The organism is Mesorhizobium sp. M1403, assembly GCF_040317695.1.
Taxonomy (GTDB): domain Bacteria; phylum Pseudomonadota; class Alphaproteobacteria; order Rhizobiales; family Rhizobiaceae; genus Mesorhizobium.
This window is the reverse complement of record NZ_JAMYKY010000033.1, coordinates 16,725-36,975: the sequence shown is the minus strand read 5'-3', so window position 1 is coordinate 36,975 and position 20,251 is coordinate 16,725. Positions and strand designations below refer to the sequence as shown.

The 20,251-nt window shown below is 60.3% G+C and carries 10 protein-coding genes and 11 pseudogenes; 9 read left to right on the top strand and 12 right to left on the bottom strand.

What is annotated here, in order from left to right; translation table 11 throughout:
- The first annotated feature begins 122 nt into the window (after positions 1-122).
- Positions 123-5,192, top strand: coding sequence for a shikimate kinase (locus tag NKH01_RS31040; protein ID WP_353024104.1), 5,070 nt, complete (start codon positions 123-125; stop codon positions 5,190-5,192).
- 5 nt (positions 5,193-5,197) lie between these two features.
- Here the strand turns inward: NKH01_RS31040 and NKH01_RS31035 are convergent, their stop codons facing one another.
- Complete coding sequence (locus NKH01_RS31035; protein WP_353024102.1) at positions 5,198-5,623, bottom strand: hypothetical protein; 426 nt, start codon at positions 5,621-5,623, stop codon at positions 5,198-5,200.
- Between the two features lie 145 nt (positions 5,624-5,768).
- Here NKH01_RS31035 and NKH01_RS31030 point away from each other — a divergent pair.
- A pseudogene (locus NKH01_RS31030) lies at positions 5,769-5,915 on the top strand (IS6 family transposase); the annotation flags it as partial.
- Positions 5,916-6,322: 407 nt separating this feature from the next.
- On the top strand, positions 6,323-7,453 hold the full coding sequence (locus NKH01_RS31025) for a patatin-like phospholipase family protein (protein WP_353024100.1): 1,131 nt from the start codon (positions 6,323-6,325) through the stop codon (positions 7,451-7,453).
- Positions 7,454-7,662: 209 nt separating this feature from the next.
- On the opposite strand, the pseudogene NKH01_RS31020 reads toward NKH01_RS31025, so the two are convergent.
- From NKH01_RS31020 to NKH01_RS30980, 9 genes and pseudogenes are all read right to left on the bottom strand, one after another.
- Positions 7,663-7,824, bottom strand: a pseudogene (locus NKH01_RS31020) (IS6 family transposase); the annotation flags it as partial.
- Positions 7,825-7,879: 55 nt separating this feature from the next.
- Positions 7,880-8,083: pseudogene (locus tag NKH01_RS35375) on the bottom strand (IS6 family transposase); the annotation flags it as partial.
- Between the two features lie 76 nt (positions 8,084-8,159).
- Positions 8,160-8,372, bottom strand: a pseudogene (locus NKH01_RS31010) (DDE-type integrase/transposase/recombinase); the annotation flags it as partial.
- Positions 8,373-8,489: 117 nt separating this feature from the next.
- Complete coding sequence (locus NKH01_RS31005) at positions 8,490-8,798, bottom strand: type II toxin-antitoxin system RelB/DinJ family antitoxin (RefSeq protein ID WP_353024134.1); 309 nt, start codon at positions 8,796-8,798, stop codon at positions 8,490-8,492.
- Positions 8,799-8,971: 173 nt separating this feature from the next.
- Positions 8,972-9,697 carry an HNH endonuclease gene (locus NKH01_RS31000; protein WP_353024096.1) on the bottom strand — a complete coding sequence of 242 codons (726 nt, stop codon included), beginning with the start codon at positions 9,695-9,697 and terminating at the stop codon, positions 8,972-8,974.
- 13 nt (positions 9,698-9,710) lie between these two features.
- Positions 9,711-10,184 (bottom strand): annotated as a pseudogene (locus tag NKH01_RS30995) (IS6 family transposase); the annotation flags it as partial.
- Positions 10,185-10,417: 233 nt separating this feature from the next.
- Positions 10,418-11,305: an IS110 family RNA-guided transposase gene (locus NKH01_RS30990; RefSeq protein ID WP_353024132.1), complete on the bottom strand. Its 888-nt coding sequence runs from the start codon at positions 11,303-11,305 to the stop codon at positions 10,418-10,420.
- Between the two features lie 196 nt (positions 11,306-11,501).
- A pseudogene (locus NKH01_RS30985) lies at positions 11,502-11,762 on the bottom strand (hypothetical protein); the annotation flags it as partial.
- Between the two features lie 99 nt (positions 11,763-11,861).
- Positions 11,862-12,011 (bottom strand): annotated as a pseudogene (locus NKH01_RS30980) (IS630 family transposase); the annotation flags it as partial.
- A 135-nt stretch (positions 12,012-12,146) separates the two neighbouring features.
- On the opposite strand from NKH01_RS30980, the gene NKH01_RS30975 reads away from it, so the two are divergent.
- Complete coding sequence (locus NKH01_RS30975) at positions 12,147-13,565, top strand: hypothetical protein (RefSeq protein WP_353024094.1); 1,419 nt, start codon at positions 12,147-12,149, stop codon at positions 13,563-13,565.
- 224 nt (positions 13,566-13,789) lie between these two features.
- Here the strand turns inward: NKH01_RS30975 and NKH01_RS30970 are convergent.
- Positions 13,790-14,101 (bottom strand): annotated as a pseudogene (locus NKH01_RS30970) (transposase); the annotation flags it as partial.
- A 66-nt stretch (positions 14,102-14,167) separates the two neighbouring features.
- Between NKH01_RS30970 and NKH01_RS30965 the strand changes: the two are divergent.
- A pseudogene (locus tag NKH01_RS30965) lies at positions 14,168-15,117 on the top strand (IS3 family transposase); the annotation flags it as partial.
- A 49-nt stretch (positions 15,118-15,166) separates the two neighbouring features.
- Positions 15,167-15,869 (top strand): annotated as a pseudogene (locus tag NKH01_RS30960) (IS6 family transposase).
- 146 nt (positions 15,870-16,015) lie between these two features.
- Here NKH01_RS30960 and NKH01_RS30955 read toward each other — a convergent pair.
- Positions 16,016-16,225: a hypothetical protein gene (locus NKH01_RS30955; protein WP_353024092.1), complete on the bottom strand. Its 210-nt coding sequence runs from the start codon at positions 16,223-16,225 to the stop codon at positions 16,016-16,018.
- A 400-nt stretch (positions 16,226-16,625) separates the two neighbouring features.
- Between NKH01_RS30955 and tyrS the strand changes: the two genes are divergently transcribed.
- The 3 genes and pseudogenes from tyrS to NKH01_RS30940 form a co-directional block, all read left to right on the top strand.
- Complete coding sequence (gene tyrS / locus NKH01_RS30950) at positions 16,626-17,885, top strand: tyrosine--tRNA ligase (RefSeq protein ID WP_353024090.1); 1,260 nt, start codon at positions 16,626-16,628, stop codon at positions 17,883-17,885.
- Between the two features lie 434 nt (positions 17,886-18,319).
- On the top strand, positions 18,320-18,508 hold the full coding sequence (locus NKH01_RS30945) for a hypothetical protein (RefSeq protein ID WP_352509850.1): 189 nt from the start codon (positions 18,320-18,322) through the stop codon (positions 18,506-18,508).
- A gap of 1,178 nt (positions 18,509-19,686) precedes the next feature.
- Positions 19,687-20,097 (top strand): annotated as a pseudogene (locus NKH01_RS30940) (hypothetical protein); the annotation flags it as partial.
- Positions 20,098-20,251: the final 154 nt, after the last annotated feature.

Sequence of the window (20,251 nt, the reverse complement as noted above, 5' to 3'; positions counted from 1 at the left end):
GTTGCGTGAATGCTGCGGCTTTCAAGCATGCCGTTGCAGGCTCGCGTGACCGCACTCAAACCAATGATGCCCTGTTGTTGACAGGCTTTAGGCGACGCGTTTTGCTGGATCGGAGAGGGAATATGGGCAGCACCGGAGAGCTGGTCGGACAAGCAGGGCGTCCTGATGGCGAAGGAGGCCCGCACCGCGTCTCCGACGCAATGTCGGACCAGCAGAAGACGCTCGAAGCGACGCTTGCCATCGCCGGCGCGGTGGTTGCCCGCGACGGCAATCTCGACGGATTTTCGGATCCAGAGTTGGCCGATTTGGTTAACAGCTTCAGCAGATGGCCGGACCAGCAGAAGACGCGTGAAGCGACGGTTGCCATCGCCGGCGCAGTGGTTGCCCGCGCCGGCAATCTCGACGGATTCTCGGATCAAGAATTGGCCAATCTGGTGAACGGTTTCGGCAAGTGGCCGGAAGAAGAAAAAGCACGCAAGGCGATCGTTGCCATCGCCGGCGAGCTCGGTTCCAAGGGCCGTCGCTTCAGTACTTTCAGCACGCCTGCGCTAGTCAGGATCGCCAACGGTCTGTCGCGGGGTATCGAGGGGGGAGAGACCGCCGGCGAGGTCGCCGAACCCGCCTTGCTGAAGGACCGGCTGCATCAGCTGGCGCACTACCTCCAATATGCCGAGGATCGGCTGCAGCAGGCCGATGTCCATGCTATCGCGAGTATATTCAAGGCGTTGGGCAAGGCGCAGTTGTTGGACGATCTCGGTGCGCTGGCACAGCCGGGGCTGGACAGGCTCGAGGTGTTACGTGCCGCTCCCGGGTTTAAGCTCGACAACAACCTCGAGACGATGGGCAATCTTTGCGCCTCCCTGCTGCCACTAGCTCGCAGCCCGAAGCCGGCGTTGCGCTGGCACCGCAGGTCGGCGCTGAACCTGCTCAACGCCATCCAGCCGGTGGTGGAACACAAGATCGATGCCCATCTCAAACCAGGCCAGGCCGAGCGCACCAGCGGCGCCAATGCAAGCCGCTGCCCGGCGCTTTCGATCTATCAGGTGCTCAAGACCCGGGCGGTGCTGGAGACGCTCTACCGGCGGTCCTATGTCGAGGGCGACGAGCTCGCCTTGCGGGCCAGGCAGGAAGAGCTGCACGGCAAAACCAGGCAAATCCTGGACAGTGCCCGCGCCCTCATCTACGCCGACCTTTCCTCCATGAGCTGGAGCGTGATCGCCGAGATCGAGGCGAAGGAGCCGCTCGAAGCGCTCGACACCTTCATGTCGCAGAACGCATCGATGATCCAGGCCCAGCATGCAGCCGCCAGCTTCGATGTCCATCGGGTCCTTCAGGCCATGGACCACGAGCCGAGACCGCCGCAAGGCGATGCCGGACTGATGCGGCTGCCGGTGGTCGACATGCAAGGCCGGCCGCTGGCCAGCGAAGCCGAGTTGCGCTATTCCATTTTCCACCGCTTGACCTCGGGCGCGGTGAAGGTGGTGGCGGTGCAGCTAAAGGGAACTCCGACTGGCGCCATGCTGACACGCACGTTCACCGTGGAGGGCGTGCCCTACCGCATGGACCTGTTCGGCGGCAGCAAACTGAAGCCGCCGCAAAAGAGCCTGAACCAGCTTGCCTCTCACCTGCCCTTCGCGGTCGCAGAGGCTCCAAGCGGCAAGCTTTTGGCGATCCCCTATGCCGAGACGGCTCCGGGTACGGCCTTTGAGCAGCTGTCGCGGGCCTGGGCGCCGTTCAAGGAAGCCTATTACTATACCCAGCGCCGCGGATTTGCCGCGCCGCCGGGCATCCCCGACGTTGGCCCGCATGATTATGCGCTGGAAGGGGGCTTCAAGCTGTCCCTTCTGCCCGACCGCCCCGCAGGCGCAGTGCATCCCTTCCGGTTCGAAGGGCGAGACGGCGAGATCGCCTTGCGGCCGCATGACGGCTGCGGCTTCATCAGGGCCTCACTGGCCGAGCGCATGCCGGCCATTGCCCGGGCTCGCTACGACGCTCCCGAGCGGATGCCTGCCTATGCCGATAAAAGGCAATCGGCGGTACCGCCCTCGGCGCTGCAACATTATCCGCGCAGCGTCGAGGTGGCACAGGAGACCCGCGAGAAGGCTCTGGCTTGGCTCGAAACCCATCCAAGCCTCACCGCCGAGGAGCTGTTCCGGACGGTCACGGGCGGGCATATCGAGGGTTCGAGCGCTATCGCCGTGCCGTCCAGCGACGAATGCCTGCATGTGCCGACGGGCAAGAGCAAGACCTTGACCCGTGACGCTGGCGTGCTTGTCGGACGCTCCCCCTATGACAAGCCCAACCTGCGCCCGTTCGCCGCCGACCGGGTCAGGTCGGCGCGCGATGGCGATCGGACCGCGGCGTTCCTGGATCGGTGCGTGGCCTTCCAATACAGCTTCAACGTCGCGCACAGGTCGGGGGCTGGGCTTGCCGCCGACGATCCGACCTTCTTTGCCAAAGGCATCTTGATCGTTGTGCCCGACGAAATGTGGCCGGCGGACTTCGCCGAGCGCGGGGTGGTGATGTCTGCCGAGGACGTAAAGTGCCATTCGCGCTGGCTGGAGGAAAAGGACCGGGTCAAGGCCGACACCGCGCTCGAGTGCGTCGGCATCCTGCAGGCGACGGAGGTGTTCGCGCCCGGCTCTTTGGTTGCGGTTCCGAGCGCCGAACAAAAAATGCTCGACGGCGATTTTGACGGCGACTCCGTCGTCATCATCGGCGACCAGCCTCGCCTTTACGAGCATGTGCGCCAGTTCGACGCGCAGCTGCAGGCGCGCGGCATCGCCTCGATGAAGCCGCCGAAGTCGCACACGCCGGCCATTGAGAAAGGCGGCTACCAGTTCAGCCGGTCCAAGCAGATCCTGTCGGCCACCGGGCTGGTGCTGGAGACCTACAGCTGCCTGCAGCGCAACGTGCTGGCGCAGCCGCTGGAGGCGCAACGCTGGTTTGCCGAGCGTGCCATCTTCGGCACCTACGAGGGCGTTCATCAAGAGCTCAAGGCCGACATCCGCGCACTGTTGCAGGAAGATCGGCCGGATGGCCAGACCCTCCATGAGCTCATCGCCAGGGCGAGGGAAGACAGCAAGGCCGCCAGGCATCCGGTGGCCTGCGAACTGGCCGCGTTGCTAGTGGCCGAGCTCCAGGACTGGAACCTGCAGCTCAATAGCGAGCCGGCTCATGAGCAGTCGGACGTCAAGCAGCAGTTAGCGCGATACGTGGCCTCAACCGGCGCGAAGCCTGCCGTCAGCGCCGACGCCGGCGCGCTCTTCCCGAAACTCAGCGAATCCTATCCGGCAACCGCTGACGCCAGGAAGCGCATCGACTTCCTGCTCAACCACTACCAGCCGCGCATTGATCCGCGGCCCGACGGCTACAACCCGGACGATCTGCATGAAAGCGCCATCAATCTGTTGAGCGTCGGCATCAAGGTCGGCACGGACGCCTACAAGTCCGATACCGGTGCGCGGGTGTTCATGCAAAAAACCACCGAATTGCAGCGGCTCTTGGAGCGGAGGCCGGGCTTCAAGTCGGCGCCCTATGTCAAGGCGCAGGCGGCAAAGCTCCACCAGGGCCGGTTCGACGTCGATGGCAGCCTGGCGGATCTGAAGGACAACCCCACGCTAGCGGCCTCGGTCATGGAGGCCTCGATCAGACTCGCCGTCGAAAAGCGCATCCTGCCCAGCGCCTTAGCAATCTCGGCCGACCACGACCCCGCCAGCAGGATAACGCTGAGCAGCGAACAGGCCCTGGAGCGCGCCAGGCTCGAAGCCGCCCCCGCCGAAGCGCAAGAAAGCGCGATTACCGAAACTGTGCATGCGGTTGCCGAGCTTTTGCGGCAGGACGGCATCGAGGTGAAGGTGCCGCATCTTGACCAACGGTCGCGCGGGCAGGTCTGGATAGCCGACGAGTTGACCGGCCAGAGCGTGAGCGCGGCGCCGGAGGCCCAACTGGTCACCGATGCCGTGCGCCATGTCTTCGAAATCCCGGACGAGGCTTTTACGCGCGCCTTCAGGAAGGCGGCACTGGCCTTCGCGGAGCGGGACTGCAGCGAGGTCGAGACCACCAACTGGTTCATCATGGACACGCCGCGGTTACGCGGCGTTCACACGGCGTTCAGAACCGCGCAGAACTATCGCTTCGAGGTCGAGTTCCATACGCCGGCCAGTTACCGGGCCGAGCTCGCGCAGCGCGCGCAGAGCGAATGCGAGCTGGTCCCCATTCCCCGTGGTGCCTGGGACATATTACACTGGGGCTCGTCAGGAGAAAGCAGGTCGAGGGCGGCAGGGACCTCCAGGTCGCCCACCGTCGCAAGACAACAGATTGCGGTCGCTCGCTCGCCGCAAGCCGGCGAGATCCTCGCGGCCCTCGGTACGCGGCCGGTCGTGCTCGTCGGCATGCCGGCGAGCGGCAAGTCGACCATCGGCGCCCAGCTTGCCAAGGAGTTGGGGGTGGAGTTTGTCGACATCGATAAGCGTATCGTCGCCGAGCACGGCAATCTGATGGAGATGTTCGCCGACCCTGGCCGCGGCGAGGCGCACTTCAGGGACCTGGAGACCAAAGAGCTCGCCAAGCAGCTGGAGAGAGGGCCCATAGTCATCGCAACCGGCGGCGGCTGCTTTGGCAAGGAGTCCAATCAAGCCCTGATCCTTAATAAGGCGAAGTCGATCTGGCTCGACACCGAGCTGAAAGAACTCCGCAGGCGCCTCAAGATGGACACCAGCCGGCCGCTGCTGCAAGGAGCCGACATCGAGCAGAAGGTTGGCCAGCTGTACGAAGAGCGCAGTCCGTTCTACCAAAAGGCCGATATCAGGTTGCCCCTTGTCCCGCCCTTTCAAAAAGACAAGAAGGACGCCCGCATTTGCGTGAAGGAACTCTACGCTTTCCTGTGCAGCGACAGAGAAGCCCCTCTGCCCGCTGCCGAGATGTCACATGTCTCCGGTGCTTCCGGCACCGCCATCAGCATGTCCCCAACAGCGCAGCGCATGCACGATGATCATCACAACGGCTACGATTGCGGGGCCGGCGTCGTGGAAACCATCCAGGCACCCGCGGCACCATTGAGTGAAGGGGAACGACCGCCGCCCCTCGACACCCTCACCGCCGACCCGCAGCCTTTGCTGGCCGGCAATAACGCACGAGCGGATTTAGCGTCTTCCACGAGAAGCAGAGAACGCTCAAGTCGAGGAGGATAAGCCCCTCACCAAACCTGCGAAAGAACCCTTGATTGTTGCCGCCTAAAGCTGCGGCCAGTCTCCCTCGTGCGTACCAGGCGCTCGACCATCGTATCCATATCCTCGCCAGCCTCGACGATATCAATCCAGTCCGGCGCAATATCTTCCGGCAGCCCCGCCTCGATCAGCAGCTTCGCGGCAAGACCCTGATCATAGTCGAGCTGGGCGTCATGCCGTTCCGCGACATCGTCCCACGGCGCCGCAAGGAAGGTCCGAGCACGGAATTCGTCATAGGATTGGTCGAGGCGTCTGGGATTGGGAAGCCAGATCACCTTTCGGCACCCCGTCTCCTCTCGCTCGGCGATGTCGATCACGTAACGCCAGTCCGTATCGAGGGCGGCATCGACCGCACATAGGAAGATGTGCGCGTTTATGACTTCCGCGCGCAGCATGTAGGATCGCGCGATCACCATTTGGCTGTGGAAGCAGCCGCAGCGTTTTTTGCATTTCAGCCTTTGTCCCCAGCGTCACGGGCGCCACAATCGCCGGCTACGCGCCAAGCCGGATCCCGTAAGCAATCGGTGGCAGCGGCACGCCAAGCTTCAGCGGTTCGTGTCCATCCATGATCCGATTGCCAACCTGTTCCACTTTCCCCGCAATACGCTGTCATCTGCTCAACATCGAGACCTGCGTAACGCCGCCATGCAAATCTGGAACAAAATCGCGTGTGTCGCCGCAGCGTGACAGCCGTCCCGGCCAGCTATTGCTGCATGAAGCCGCTGATAACGTTACAGTGCCGCCACACCGCATGGGCGATGATCTCAGCCGGAAAGCGGTGGCGGCGGTAGAGCGGATCACAAACCTTCAACATGATCGTCCGATCGCAGATATCCGTCACCCATCAGTTAACATTACAGTGCCGTCGGGCCGGTGCCGGACCTTTGTCGCCCAGGCTCCACCTTTTCCAAAAGAGACAGCCTCTCCGCTTCGAGCGGAGGGGCTTTCTTCATGGCCGAAATTTTTGATCACGCGACCGTGTTCGTGTTCTTGCCTTGGTCCGCCCTTATATCTGCACTGCAACATAGGTCGGCGATGGCTGCTTCCTTCCGTGACGTTGGGGCAGGCTGGCGCATCAGGATGATAGGAACGCCATGACGAAAAACGGCAAGGCGGAGGAAAACAAGAAGATCAACATCGCGCTTCAGGGCGGCGGCTCGCATGGCGCCTTTTCCTGGGGCGTGCTCGACCGGCTGCTGGAGGACGGCAGGCTGGAGATATCGGCGGTATCCGGCACCAGCGCTGGTGCCATGAACGCCGTGGCGCTGGCCGACGGATTTGTGCGTGGAGGGGTCGAGGGCGCGCGCAAGAAGCTCGACGATTTCTGGCGTGCGGTGGCGGCGAAAGGCCGGTTCAGCCCGGTGCAGCGCATGCCGTGGGACGTCGCCTGGGGCAATTGGTCGATCGAGAACACGCCGGGCTACGTCTTCTTCGACACCATGTCGCGGGTGTTTTCGCCCTATGTCGCCAACCCGCTCGGGCGAAATCCGCTGCGCGACGTGGTCGCGCAGGAGATCGATTTCGGCAATGTCCGCGCCTGCAAGTCGATGGAGCTGTTCATCTCCGCCACCAATGTCGAGACCGGGCAGTTGCGGGTGTTTTCCGACGGCGAGATCGATCTCGACACGGTGATGGCCTCGGCCTGCTTGCCGCAACTGTTCCGCGCCGTCGAGATCAAGGGTGTGCCCTATTGGGATGGCGGCTATGGCGGCAATCCGGCGCTGTTCCCGTTCTTCAAGACGGCGGCGACGGAGGATGTGCTTTTGGTGCAGATCAATCCGGTGGTGCGCGAAGGTACGCCGAGGAGCGCCAACGAGATCCAGAACCGCATCGACGAGATCACCTTCAACGCCGGGTTGCTGCGCGAATTCCGCTCGATCGCCTTCATCAAGGAACTGATCGCCGCCGGCCGGCTGCCGCATGGCGAATACCGCGACATCCGCATGCACCGCATCGATGCCGACGAGGCGTTCAAGGACCTGTCGGCGTCATCGAAGGTCAATGCCGAATGGACCTTCCTGACCTATCTGCGCGATCTCGGCCGCACCGCCGCCAGCGACTGGCTGGAAGAAAACTACGACGCCGTCGGCCAGCGGCCGACGCTCGATCTCTCCGGCGAACTCGATGACGGTTTTAAGCCGGTGCACGGTCCCGCACCCGGCCGGCGGGTCAAGGAATTCCTCGCGGTGCGCAAGAACCCCGAGGCGGAGCGCCGCCGGGCCTGAGCTCGCCATGTGCCGAAGAGGCCGATAGCCGATCCGCGTCAGGCGCCGCCGGCAAGCAGCGCGTGTGAGGAGCGCAGCATCATGCTGACGCCTGCTGCCACATAGTGCCAGCGATACCACGCGTGATCGCACGGTATTGCTGAAGACCGTCGAGCGGGCACCGTAAAGTTATTGGACAGTGGATCCCAGTTGATGTGCCTGGTCGGATGTCAGGCGGCAGCGAGAGGTGCAATTTCGCGCCAGGTTGCCGTGGCGGCACTGCGAAGATCGCGATGGTCGCAGGATGAGAGGGCGTGGCGGGGAAAGTGAAACAGGTTGGCAATCGGATCGTGGATGGACGCGAAACGCTGCAGCTGGCGTGCTGATTTGAAGGGTGTTGTCACGTTGTTTGAAGAAGGGGCGCATGAGACCCTCGGTACCCGCTGCTCAGGCAAGCCGCCGGCTTGCGGCGTTCCATTCGGCGATGGCCTGAAGGCGATGTTTTCGGATCTGGGAAGCGGAGCGGTTTATATGGGATGGAACGAAGAGGTTGCGGACGGCGGAGAAGATGGAGACGAAGTGCTGCAATGACCCGATCGACCGGAAACCCTGGCGTACACGTTCTCGTTTGCGCAACGGGAGGTGAGAATTCGGTTCTGTCGCAAACCTGGAAATGGGGTTGTGAACGGCCATTTCGGCCTGTCCGTCAGGCAGCGTTGATATCGAATTACTCAGCGATCGACAGACTGGGATTGTAGGCATACCTCGCCTGTCGCTTGCGCATCATGTGGATCATCTCGATGCCGGAGAGGATAACCACGGCGCTCGCCTGCGACTTGAAGCCGAGCATGGATCGAATGCGGCGCTTGATACGTCGGTGAGGTGTTGTCACGTTGTTTGAAGAAGGGGCGCATGAGACCCTCGGTACCCGCTGCTCAGGCAAGCCGCCGGCTTGCGGCGTTCCATTCGGCGATGGCCTGAAGGCGATGTTTTCGGATCTGGGAAGCGGAGCGGTTTACTTCGCGATCGGAGAGCGCAAACCGCGCCCAGACGAGCCTCAAAGCTCGCCCGCCTCGGCTTTGCGAAGCGCTGCCGCTCGCCGTCCAGCAAAATGAGCCTCGGCGTCAGCGTCATCGACGTCAGGCCGGTTATCCTCAAGTGCCTGCAAAACTTTCGCGCGGAACCAGGCATCATGGGCGTTGCTGTTGCTGACAACTTCGAGCGGCAACGCGCCCTCATTCGCCGTGCGGGTCAAAAGGATACGGACGGCATCCGATACCGTCAGCCCCATGTTTTCCAAAACCGCCGTGGCGCGTTCCTTCACCTCGGCGTCAATTCGGGTCTGGACCAGTGCGTTCGATGCCATATGGCAGGCTCCTTCGCTGATAGTCAATGTAATGCATCTGCATGACAATTGCCAGATCTCACAAGCCGCATAGCCGATCGATTTGACGTCCCTCAAGCCTTAAGCAGGTACAATCGACCGTTCCAGCCGACGCCTTTCGGCGTGCAAACGCCGATTGACGACCTAATTTGAGGTCAGGCCTTGAAGATCTTCGTGAAATGCCACGCCAAGTAAGCTCTGAGCGTCCCGGCTAGCGGCCGGTCAGCCCGCAGGTGACCCTCTCCAAGTCGGGCGCGGGCTGCTTTGCTGAGTGCCGGGCTAAACAGGGCCGCACCACTTGTATTAAAGGTCACGAGACCAGCATCGAAGGCGGCGTCCCAATCAGCGGTGAGCAGAAAGCCGTTATGGACGTTAAGACGCTCGGCGTTGTTTTCGCAGTGAGCCCAGGGTTTGATATGGCTGGCACGCAGGAGCTCCGGCTGCGCGATACCGGTGACGGCACAGCGGCCTTGCCAATAATCGAGCAGCCCAGCGCGAAACTCGGTCTGCCCAAGTCGGCGACGGACGAGTGCTTCCACCTCAGTGCGGACGTCTTCCCCGACATGGGCGAGCGCCTCCTCGAAACGCTTCAAAGGAGCGTCCGGCAAGGCGCGCGAAAGTTGCCAAACTCGGTGAATGAGAGCGGTCAGACTTTCCGGCCGCTTGATGACGAAGGTCTGCCGCGCATCATGTTCCTGTCGGCCTTCGACCGCCAACTCGCGGGCGAGTACGGCGTCGTCCATGGTCACCACAAACCCCGCATCATCCGCGCTGACTGTGAGCCGACCTTCCGCGTCCGAGCTGGCGAGGACCACTGTTCCATCCGACCGAGGTTCGATCGGTTCTGTCGCAAACCTGGAAATGGGGTTGTGAACGGCCATTTCGGCCTGTCCGTCAGGCAGCGAGGAAATCGAATTGCTCAGCGATCGACAGACTGGGATTGTAGGCATACCTCGCCTGTCGCTTGCGCATCATGTGGATCATCTCGATGCCGGAGAGGATAACCACGGCGCTCGCCTGCGACTTGAAGCCGAGCATGGCTCGAATGCGGCGCTTGATACGCCGATGATCCGGTTCGATCCGATTGTTGAGATACCGGCTATTGCGGATGCGGATCGGCTTCAGCGGTCGCCGCGATCGCTGCCGCAGCCGGCTTTCAGCGTCGCAGGAAAGGATCGCCTCGTAATTGGTCTGGCTGCCGTCGATGACGATGCGCTCCGGCCGGCCATGGCGCGTCAGCGCCTTGCGGAGCAAGCGTTTGGCCGCCACCAGGTGATGGTTTTCGCTGAAGAAGAACTCGACCGTGTCGCCGAGGCTGTCGATGGCGCGGTAGAGATACATCCATTGGCCACGGACCTTGATGTACGTTCTTTAATTGATCGTCAGCGCTCGGTGAGTTTGTCGCTTATATCGGCCACCTGCAAGGTTCTTTTCGAAGTCATCCCATTTGACGCTTCATCTCGGCATCCAAGGCGCCGGCTCCCCAAAGGTCTCATTCGCGATGCATTGGCTCGCATGTAAATCAATCGGGTTATCCGGTAGCCTGCCGCTCTGACCGATACGGCAACTCTCGCCAGCGCGCTCGCCGCGCGGCTTTCTGATCAGGCCTCCCTGGGTTCAAACTCCGTGCCATCTTTCCAAATGGCGTGCATGATCACGGCAAGCTTCCGCGCCAATGCCACAACAGCCTTCTTGTGGCTCGTGCGCTTCTTTATGGCCTTCGCCCAGTTCTTCAGATGCTGAGCAGGCCCGGATTTCACCCGGCACAGCAAGCTGTTGGCCGCTTCATAAAGGACCGTACGCAACATCCGATCTCCTCGCCGGGATATCCGCCCGCCATAATCAATATCGCCCGATTGGTACCGCCTCGACGTCAGCCCAATATATGCTCCGACCGACCTTGATCTGGCAAAACGATCCGGTGTGTCGATTGTGGCAACGTAAGTGACAGCGCTGACGGCGCCGATGCCCGGAATCGTCATCAAGCGCTGACAAGCATTGTCTGCACGGGCCTGACGCGCCATATCCTTTGTCAGAACCGCAGCCTGACGTAACGCCTCGGTCCGCAGGCGTAGAAGCGGCAAGATGATGCCCAACAAATCGGACTGATCTTCCAGCGCTTTTCGAACCCTGTGTTCATCGGTCTTCAAATGTTTGGGAAGACGGATGCCGAAGCTGGCCAGCAGCCCTCGGATCGTATTCTCCACATTCATTCGGGATTTGATCGCAACGTCGCGCGCTCGCAGCAAGGCTCTGCGTTCCTGGGCAACACGGCTTTTGACTTCGATGCGTTTGTAAAATCCTGTGCGAGCAAGTTCCGCCAGCATGGCGGCATCGTTCTCATCGGTTTTATTGTGCATCTGGCTCAGCACGGCATGTGCCTGACGTGCATCGATGCAAACCACCGGCAAGCCGCGCTGGCTGAGCTCGTTGTAAAGCCAGTTCGCCATCCGGCCGGTCTCCAGAACGACGCACCGGATATGCTGCAGTTCACAGATTAAGGCACGATATATGACGTTAGGGTCGGTCGGCTCGCTGCCTTAATGATCCCGCATTGCGTTCGAACGCAAATCGCCGTCTCATCCTTCGACACGTCCAGGCCAACAAAAAGCTGTTCCATTCTGCTCTCCTTTTTTTAACGCGGCCATAGTAGCCGCCAGAGAGCGCTGACGATCAATTACTCAGAGTCTCGTCCATATACCACTTGCTGCCGGCCGCACGCTTGCGCCGGTTGAAGCGCTCCAGCAGCTGCGGCGAGAAGTGGGCGACCCAGCGATGCACGGTGGAGTGGTCCACCTTCAAGCCGCGTTCGGCCATCATCTCTTCCAGATCGCGCAGGCTCAGATTGTAGGCCAGGTACCAGCGCACGCACAGCAGGATCACCGACTGGTCGAAATGGCGGCCCTTCGAAACAAAAGCGTCCGATTTTGGATTCCTTTTCGGCATAGGGTGTGAGACGATAACGCATGCGTACAGGGATCACATTTGAAGTTTCCGCCGCCGACCGGGGTCCGCTTTGATTTGCGAGAGGTGGTGAATGCCCGCAATGATGGCGACCGTTCCCAGACCCTCGCCGCTCATCAAGATGAGCTTCGCCCGCCACACGTGCTTTTGTGGCGAGCTGCCTGCCGAAACGATCGCGTTCAGCCGAACACGGTCGGCAGCCGAAACTTCAAATGTGATACCTGTACGCATTCAACATGAGTTGCATCTCAATCAATCCACTAGCAAGGTATGGATTTCGTTGAACGCTTTTTCGAATCCGACTCTAAACGGGTAAAGCCAGAAACAGATTTACGGACCGCTGATCGAAACAGACGGGAGACTTAAATGGTGGATTCGTCCGGCGCAACAGACCCTCTCAACATCGGCAATCTGCCAGATGATATGCTGAGAGAGACATTCAAGCGGGTAGTCAAGCAAGCCGACAGCGTCGCAGCTTCCCAGAGAAGCATCAATGCGTTGCGCAATGTCAATCAGAAGTTCCGAGCAGTTGTTGATAGCGAGTTTCGCGAGGAAACACGATCCGCTCGTTTCAAAGAGGCCATAATTGACGCGGGTAATTCAGCTGGGACTAGAACTGCAAATGACATCATCATCTATCATGGCGTGGACGGTCTGGCCACGAAGTACCGTATCAAAAAGTTAGCCGCGGAGCGCGACATCAATGCCGGAATGAATCCCCGTGCCGCCATTGAGCGCCATGACGTGGACGATCCGGTCGCGCAGAACATGCTTAAAGAGCACGCTGCGTTGCGCGACATCAATGCCGGAATGGATCCCCATGCCGTCATTGAGCGCCATGACGTGGACGATCCGGTCGCGCAGAACATGCTCAAAGAGCACGCCGCGATGCGCGACATCAACATGGTTGCCGGTACAGTCGTCAAGCCCCATCCCCTTGTTGCCGCCGGGAAAGTTGCGACACGCGCAATTCGTGGCTTCTTTTTGGCAACAGGACGGCGCATCAGGAACCTAGGCTCCGCGGGTAGGCTGCAAGCCGCGATGCGCGACATCAACGCCGATCCCGAGATAGTTGCCGGTACCGTTATCGAGCGCAATGGCGTGGACGATCCAGTCGCGAAGAACAAGATCAAAGAGTACGCCGCGATGCGCGACATCATGGCTGGCGTGGTTGCCGGTACCGCTATCGAGCGCAATGGCGTGGACGATCCGGTCGCGAAGAACACGCTCAAAGAGCACGCCGCAGTGCGCGACATCGAGGTTGGCATGGTTGCCGGTGCTGCTATCGAGCGCAATGGCGTGAACGATCCGCATGCGCGGGACCGTATCGAATTGCGCGCCGCGGTGCGCGACATCAAGGTTGGCATAGTTGCCGGTACCGCTATCGGGCGCAACGACGTGCACAATCCACTCACGCAGGACCGTATCAAATGGTATGGCGCGGAGAGCGACATCAAGGGTGGCGTGGTTGCCGGTAATGCTATCGAGCGCAATGGTCTGAACGATCCGGTCGCGAAGAACACGCTCAAAGAGCTCGCCGCAGTGCGCGCCATCAACGCCGGCGTGGTTGCCCGTATCGCCTTCGAGCGCCATGGCGTGGACAATCAGGACACGCGGGACCGTATCAAAGAGCAGGCCTTGAAACGCGACATCGGCGCCGGCATGTCTGCCGCTATCGCCCAGGAGCGCCATAATTTAAATCCGTGCACTCTGAACAGCAGCAACCTCTACACCACCAGGGGGCTGGATGAACGTTCTCGTCAGGAGGAAGGACGTGAGCTCTGATCTTTGGACCAAATGCCGGCAACCTTCCACCGGCTGTCACGTTATCAGGAGCTTAGACCAATTCTCATCATTTTGAGGGATTGGGGAATGCGCCCATTCGCGCAGGCCGATAGACATGATGCGCCACGGCTGAGCCGCGAGTTTTCGACAAGCATAGCAGCGTGGTCGAGGATATCGTCGTACGACGTGAAGATGCGGTTACCCAGAGTGTCTATACATATACTCTAGTAGATTGATTCCAACGCTTGGTGCCCACGTTTGACGACCGCAATAATTTCGTCTGGATCTGTTCTCCATAGGAACGGCTTTGGTTCCTGATTATGCTCTTTGACGAACCGATTGATGGTAGCCTGGAGGTCGACGACGGAGTGAAAGACGCCGTACTTGAGACGTTGTCGTGTCAGCTTCGCAAAGAAGCCTTCGACGGCATTCAGCCATGAACAAGATGTCGGGACGAAGTGGAAGGTCCAGCGCGGATGGCGTGCCAGCCAGGCGCGAACCTTCGGCTGCTTATGGGTCGCATAGTTGTCGAGAATGTGACCTGCCACGGGTAATTTCCTCCGGTTTTGATTAGAGTCCGGCCTCGATTGAAGGACGGACAGATGAAGAGAAAGCGATTTACGGAAGAGCAGATCATCGCGGTTTTGCGCGAACACGAGGCGGGGGCGAAGGCAGGCGATCTGGCCCGCAAGCACGGGATCTCCGAGGCGACGCTGTATAACTGGAAAGCGAAGTATGGCGGCATGGACGTCTCCGACGCCAAGGCTGAAGGCGCTGGAGGAGGAGAACGCGAAGCTGAAGAAGCTTTTGGCCGACCAGATGCTGGAAGCCTCGGCGCTGCGCGAGCTTCTGTCAAAAAAATGGTAGGGCCCGTCGCCAAGCGCGAAGCCGTCGCGCATCTGAGGGCCGCCATGGGCCTGTCGGAACGGCGGGCCTGTTCCATCGTCAGCGCCGATCGCAAGATGGTCCGCTACCGGTCACGGCGCCCGCCGGACAGGGAGCTGCGAAGTCAGTTGCGCGACCTTGCCAACGCGCGCCGGCGCTTCGGCTACCGGCGGCTGTTCATCCTGCTGCGGCAAGGCGGCGAGCCGTCGGGCATCAACCGCATCTACCGGCTCTATCGCGAGGAAGGGCTGATGGTTCGCAAGCGACGGTCACGCCGGCGCGCGGTTGGCACCCGCGCACCGATTCTGGTCGAGGCAAGGCCGAACGCCCGCTGGTCGCTGGATTTCGTCCACGACCAGTTCGCCTGCGGTCGACGCTTCCGCATCCTCAACGTCGTCGACGACGTGACGCCGAGTGCCTGGCGGCAATCCCGGACACCTCGATCTCGGGCCGCCATGTCGCACGCGAACTGACCGAGTTGATCGCCCACCGCGGCAAGCCGGGCATGATCGTCTCCGACCACGGCACCGAGTTCACCTCGAACGCCATGCTCGCCTGGGCACAGGAGAACGGCATGACTTGGCACTTCATCGCACCGGGCAAGCCGATGCAGAACGGCTTCTGCGAGAGCTTCAACGGCCGGATGCGGGACGAGCTCTTGAACGAGGGCATCGTCAACTTAACGAAGCTTGGATACCGATGTGCGATGACGGGCTATGACAGAGCGTGACCCACTCTACCGCCGCCACCGTTTTCCCGCCGAGATCATCGCCCATGCTGTCTGGCTCTATTTCCGTTTTTCCTCTCAGTTTGCGAATGGTCCAGGACTTGCTGGCGGCACGAGGGATTATTGTCTCGCATCAGACAGTCCGGCTTTGGGCAGAGAAATTCGGGCGGACCTTTGCCAGCGAGATCCGCCGCCGCTCAGCGGGTCGGCTGGGTGACAAGTGGCATCTCGACGAGGCCGTCGTTTCGATCGGCGGCAAGAAGCACTGGCTCTGGCGCGCCGTCGATCAGGACGGTTTCGTCCTGGAGGTTCTGGTGCAAAGTCGTCGCAATGCCAAGGCGGCCAAGCGTCTGATGCGCAAGCTGTTGAAGGGCCAAGGCCGCGCGCCGCGCGTGATGATCACCGACAAGCTTCGGTCTTACGACGCTGCAAAGCGAGAGATCATGCCGGGTGTCGATCACCGTTCGCATAAAGGCTTGAACAATCGGGCGGAGAATTCCCATCAGACAGTCCGGCGACGGGAACGGATCATGAAACGCTTCAAGTCACAACGCCATTTGCAGCGCTTCGTCTCCATTCATGATCCGATTGCCAACCTGTTCCACATCCCCCGCCACGAAATCTCCTCCAGCCATCATCGCGAACTGCGTTCAGAGGCAATGAACCTGTGGGCAAAAATCGCGCGGGCTTGAACCGCCGTGGGGCAAGCGGGCTACGACCGCCTCGCGCTCTTTAAGTTTACGATGCCGATAGACCGCATCAGTCGCTGGCCGCGATGTCGCTAAGATCCACAACACCAGGTACGGCAAGACAGCACCCTTATTCCGAATTGTTTCGATCAGCTTTTCAGCTTCAGGCAAAGACAGACGCCGACGGCGTTGCCAAGATCGTGCTCGAGTCCATTCAGGAAATATTGCTGAAGCTCGCCCTGCAAATGGCTCGGGACGACTTCGAGGATCGCCGCGAACGCCAGAGGCAAGGCATCGAATTGGCAAAGGCGGGCGGGAAATATGCCGGACCAAGCTGACTTGGTGACACACGAACGCATTATTGTCTTCCGGTCTGGCGGCAACAGTATCAGCAGGACGGCAAAGCTGACCGGCTGCAGCGAAGCGCAGGTGAAGCGCGCTGGGCTCGACATCAGAAGGAAAGCGGGAAGCAGGAAATGTTGTCGCAAAAGTTGAGTTCTGCGAGGTGCAAAAGTCAGTTGCAAATCGTCGCGACAGAGGCTCGGCAGCTCCCCGAAGTAGCCATTTCAGATTGCTTGCAGGTGCGGATAAAGTCCTTTATGCATCGGCACATGATCAAGTCCGCGCTCATCGCTGCAATCTATTATGCGACGCTTCCATAAGGAGCGGCGCGTTTCGATCATGCCTTGAAACAAGCCGCCGTCAGGCGGCTTTGTTCATTGAGAGGACCCCCTGGCGGCAATACCAGGAGGATTCCCTATGGCACTTCCCGATTTATCAACCGGTCATTCCGAACCATGTTCGGCGGCTTTGAAGACGCTCATTGAGCGCGGCTATGTAAATCAAGGGACCGACCTGCCGGGTGTCGATGCCGCCTTTGAAGCAGGCATCGTACCCGCTTACGCTGGTTTCGATGCGACGGCTGACAGTCTTCATGTCGGCCATCTTCTTCTGATCATGGCGCTTCGTCATCTTCAGCAGACTGGCCATAAACCCATCGTTCTCATTGGGGGTGGGACCACCCGCATCGGCGATCCCAGCTTCCGTTCGGACGCGCGGCCGATGCTGACGGACGAGCGGATCGCCGCCAACATTGAAGGGATCAGAAAGGTCTTTGGCCGTCTCCTTGTCTTCGGAGACGGCCCGACGGATGCCGTGATGGTGAACAATGCCGACTGGCTGGACAGCATTCGTTGGATCGACATGCTGAGAGACGTCGGCAGGCATTTCTCCGTCAATCGGATGCTCTCTTTCGACAGTGTGAAGTCGCGGCTGGAAAAGCAGGAGAATCTGAGCTTCTTAGAATTCAACTACATGATCCTCCAAGCGTTCGACTTCCTTGAGCTATCCCGCCGGACCGGTTGCCGTTTGCAGATGGGTGGAGCCGACCAGTGGGGGAACATCATCAATGGCATCGACTTGATACGGCGGACGGATGGAAAGGAAGTCTTCGGAGTGACTACGCCGCTTCTGAAGACTCCTTCAGGTGTCAAGATGGGTAAGACGGCTGCCGGAGCTGTGTGGCTCAACGAAGATCGCCTTTCGCCATACGATTACTGGCAATTCTGGCGTAACACGGAAGACGCTGATGTCGTTCGGTTTCTGAAGCTTTTCACCGATCTGCCGATGAACGAGATCGAGCGATTTGGACAGGCTGAAGGAACCGAGCTAAACGCCGTCAAAGAACGTCTCGCCAACGAAGCTACGGCCCTGGCACATGGAACTAACGCCGCCAAACAGGCGGAGGCCACGGCTAGCCAAGCATTTGGGCAGGGCGAAGCCGCAGAGGGGCTACCGACGCTTCATCTAAATGACGCCGAGGGGTTGGCCGGAGTAGCCCTTGTGGATTTGCTGGTACGCGCCGGATTGACCTCCTCCAAAGGGGAAGCGCGAAGGGCGATCTCGGGACGAGGTGTGCGGATCAACGGCAACGTTGTCGAGGTTGATACAATGATATCTTCCCAAGACCTCCCGATCCGGCTTTCGCTCGGCCGGAAGCGCCACACTGTTGTAAAGTAGGGTTTCAGCAAATGCTGTCGCAGAAATTCTGCCCGCTTAGCGGATATTGCAGACATTCGCGTCGAGTTCCCTGAGGACTGTCGAGAGACATTCCTCAGGGGGTAGTTAGAGCCGGGCAAAGGCAGCAAACTGGCCGGGTGGGTGATTGGCTACTATATTGCGTGATGCATTAACATGTAGGAGGTCGAGCAGCATGTCACGCTTCCATGCGGCAATGGGCGGGCCGTTTCCTTTGATGTGATCGGCATTGACGGCGACCGCACACCAGGTGTCCACCTATTTTGGTGACGCCTCATGCATCAGAGCACTCAACAGTAAAAGGTGCGGGGAAATTCGCGCTTACTAATTAACTGCCAAGCGACACACGTTTCGCGCGCGGATCTGCAGATCATCTGTAAGCGCTATTTTCGCTGTTCTTGCGGCGCGCGGCATTGATGCTCAGAAACGTCGCCGGCGTGCCGCTGGAACCGGCCACCGAGGACGCTCTCAACGCCATTGCTGCCGAAATGGAAATCGGCCGGGCGGACCTCATTCAGATCGTGCTGCGGGAATGGTTGGAAACGAACGCCTATCTGCCCGTGCGCGAAATCGATGAGGAGAATGAAACGGACGGGAGCGCGTAAATGCAAACTTCCGCGATCACGCTATGCACGGCGAAGCTGCGACTCATCTATCGCTAAGGCGCGGCGGACCTGATGGCCTGTCGTATTCGTCGATGGCCATGGTTCGAGCGATAGGAACGCGGAACGCCTCCGTGGCGCCCCGAATGTCGTCATCATATACGGCTTGTACGCGTCCCCAACTGCCGCAGCTTTCATCGGCTGCGCACTTCGCCATCCGGACTTGAGACAGTGCCGGCTCTGCTTCGGTGCAACGTCCGCGATGGCGGCTCGATTCCTGGGCCAAGACTCCATTTTCGGGCGGCAATTCCAGCACCGACCTTGACCGAGTCATGCCGCATATCTGTTGGATGTCGCATCGTCGTAGCCCCGCTAAGCCGACCAGGCCTCCCGACCGCCGGATCGACAATGATGATCGCCTCTGGAGAATTGTTCTTGTTGTCGAGCGCGATGGTCTCCACCGTCTTGCCGTGCTCTATTTCCGCTCAGTCATGAGCAACGCCAGCCAGCCTGTCGACACTTTCGACGAGGTCCCGTGCCTTATCTGCATCGTGTGAAGGCTTTGTGGGTTCGCTCGGGCCGCGCCATCCCCAGCCTATCTTCCTTCACGCCCAACAGCGAAGCATCCAATGCTAATTCGTGAAGCGTCGAGAAAACAAAATTTGGCAATCAAGTTTCTGTGGCGCGACCTTTCCTGGATGCGACAGCCAAACAGCCTGACTTCCCCACTGGGAATGCTTGCTGCCTCGACCTCCCTCCGGCCGGCCGAACGCCCTTTGCGGTGCCGGCCGACGCATTCCGTGCCGGTGCCGGAGCCGAGGAGAGCCCGAGGCCTTCACCATCATCAATCCGCTATATGGGCCATGCGCTCACCAACGCGCTGCAGGACACAGGACGTGCCGTCCCACGGGGATTATTGAATCCCGCTAGGATTTAAACGCCATATCCAATCGCAGCCATCCGCTGAACGCAGCTATCGCCGTCGACGCGAACATCGAACAGAACCGACTCTGCGGTTTTTCCGCAGCGTCAGCCACACGATCGCAGAACGGTCGATTGAGGTAACAGGCACAGCAATAATCGTGTTGGGGAACAACGGAGAACTTAGATGCGCGTCGGTAAACGGGGACACCGCCCTTTTGGTGGCGGAATTGGCTGCGTGGAATGCGTCTCCGCTGAGTTCCGAAGTCGGAGCCCGCACCCTCGGCATCGCCGGCGTCGAAGATTTCCAGGAAATCATTATCCGGCATTCCTAATATGCCGCCTCGCGTTTTGCCCTGAAAGCCGAGCCAGCGCTGATCCAGTTCGCGGAGTCTTCGCCCATGCCGTTCGTCAACGGCATCAAGGCTTCGCGGGAGCGTGTCGTCGCTCGGGACGACGAAGATCGCCAAAGCTTCCTGCGCAAGCGCGGCTTCTCCAAGGCGGAGACGACGAAGATCATCGATGCCGTGCTTTCGGAGGAAGGGCACCCGCCCGCCTCGATTTTCGACTTCGTGCAGGGCATTACACGGGTGGCGCGCGACAAGCCGCATCAGGATGTTCGCCTGGAGATGGAGGGCAAGGCCAAGAAGCTTCTCGATCTGGCAGCATGATGCTGCCATGCTGCGCGCGGCGGGAGTAGGTAACGTCACCGGGCTGCTGATGCCGCCAGTTTCGAACATGTGCATCGCTGCGGCGCAGCACACGGCCTGCGCTGCCGGTCTGGCAAACACACCTCTCAGGTCTAGGTGTGCGCTGCACAGATCG

Bases quoted from the DNA above. Each gene is read 5' to 3' on its own strand.
- NKH01_RS31040 (WP_353024104.1), top strand. From the start codon at position 123: ATGGGCAGCACCGGAGAGCTGGTCGGACAAGCAGGGCGTCCTGATGGC.
- NKH01_RS31035 (WP_353024102.1), bottom strand. From the start codon at position 5,623: ATGCTGCGCGCGGAAGTCATAAACGCGCACATCTTCCTATGTGCGGTC.
- NKH01_RS31025 (WP_353024100.1), top strand. From the start codon at position 6,323: ATGACGAAAAACGGCAAGGCGGAGGAAAACAAGAAGATCAACATCGCG.
- NKH01_RS31005 (WP_353024134.1), bottom strand. From the start codon at position 8,798: ATGGCATCGAACGCACTGGTCCAGACCCGAATTGACGCCGAGGTGAAG.
- NKH01_RS31000 (WP_353024096.1), bottom strand. From the start codon at position 9,697: ATGGCCGTTCACAACCCCATTTCCAGGTTTGCGACAGAACCGATCGAA.
- NKH01_RS30975 (WP_353024094.1), top strand. From the start codon at position 12,147: ATGGTGGATTCGTCCGGCGCAACAGACCCTCTCAACATCGGCAATCTG.
- NKH01_RS30955 (WP_353024092.1), bottom strand. From the start codon at position 16,225: ATGCGTTCGTGTGTCACCAAGTCAGCTTGGTCCGGCATATTTCCCGCC.
- tyrS (WP_353024090.1), top strand. From the start codon at position 16,626: ATGGCACTTCCCGATTTATCAACCGGTCATTCCGAACCATGTTCGGCG.
- NKH01_RS30945 (WP_352509850.1), top strand. From the start codon at position 18,320: ATGCTCAGAAACGTCGCCGGCGTGCCGCTGGAACCGGCCACCGAGGAC.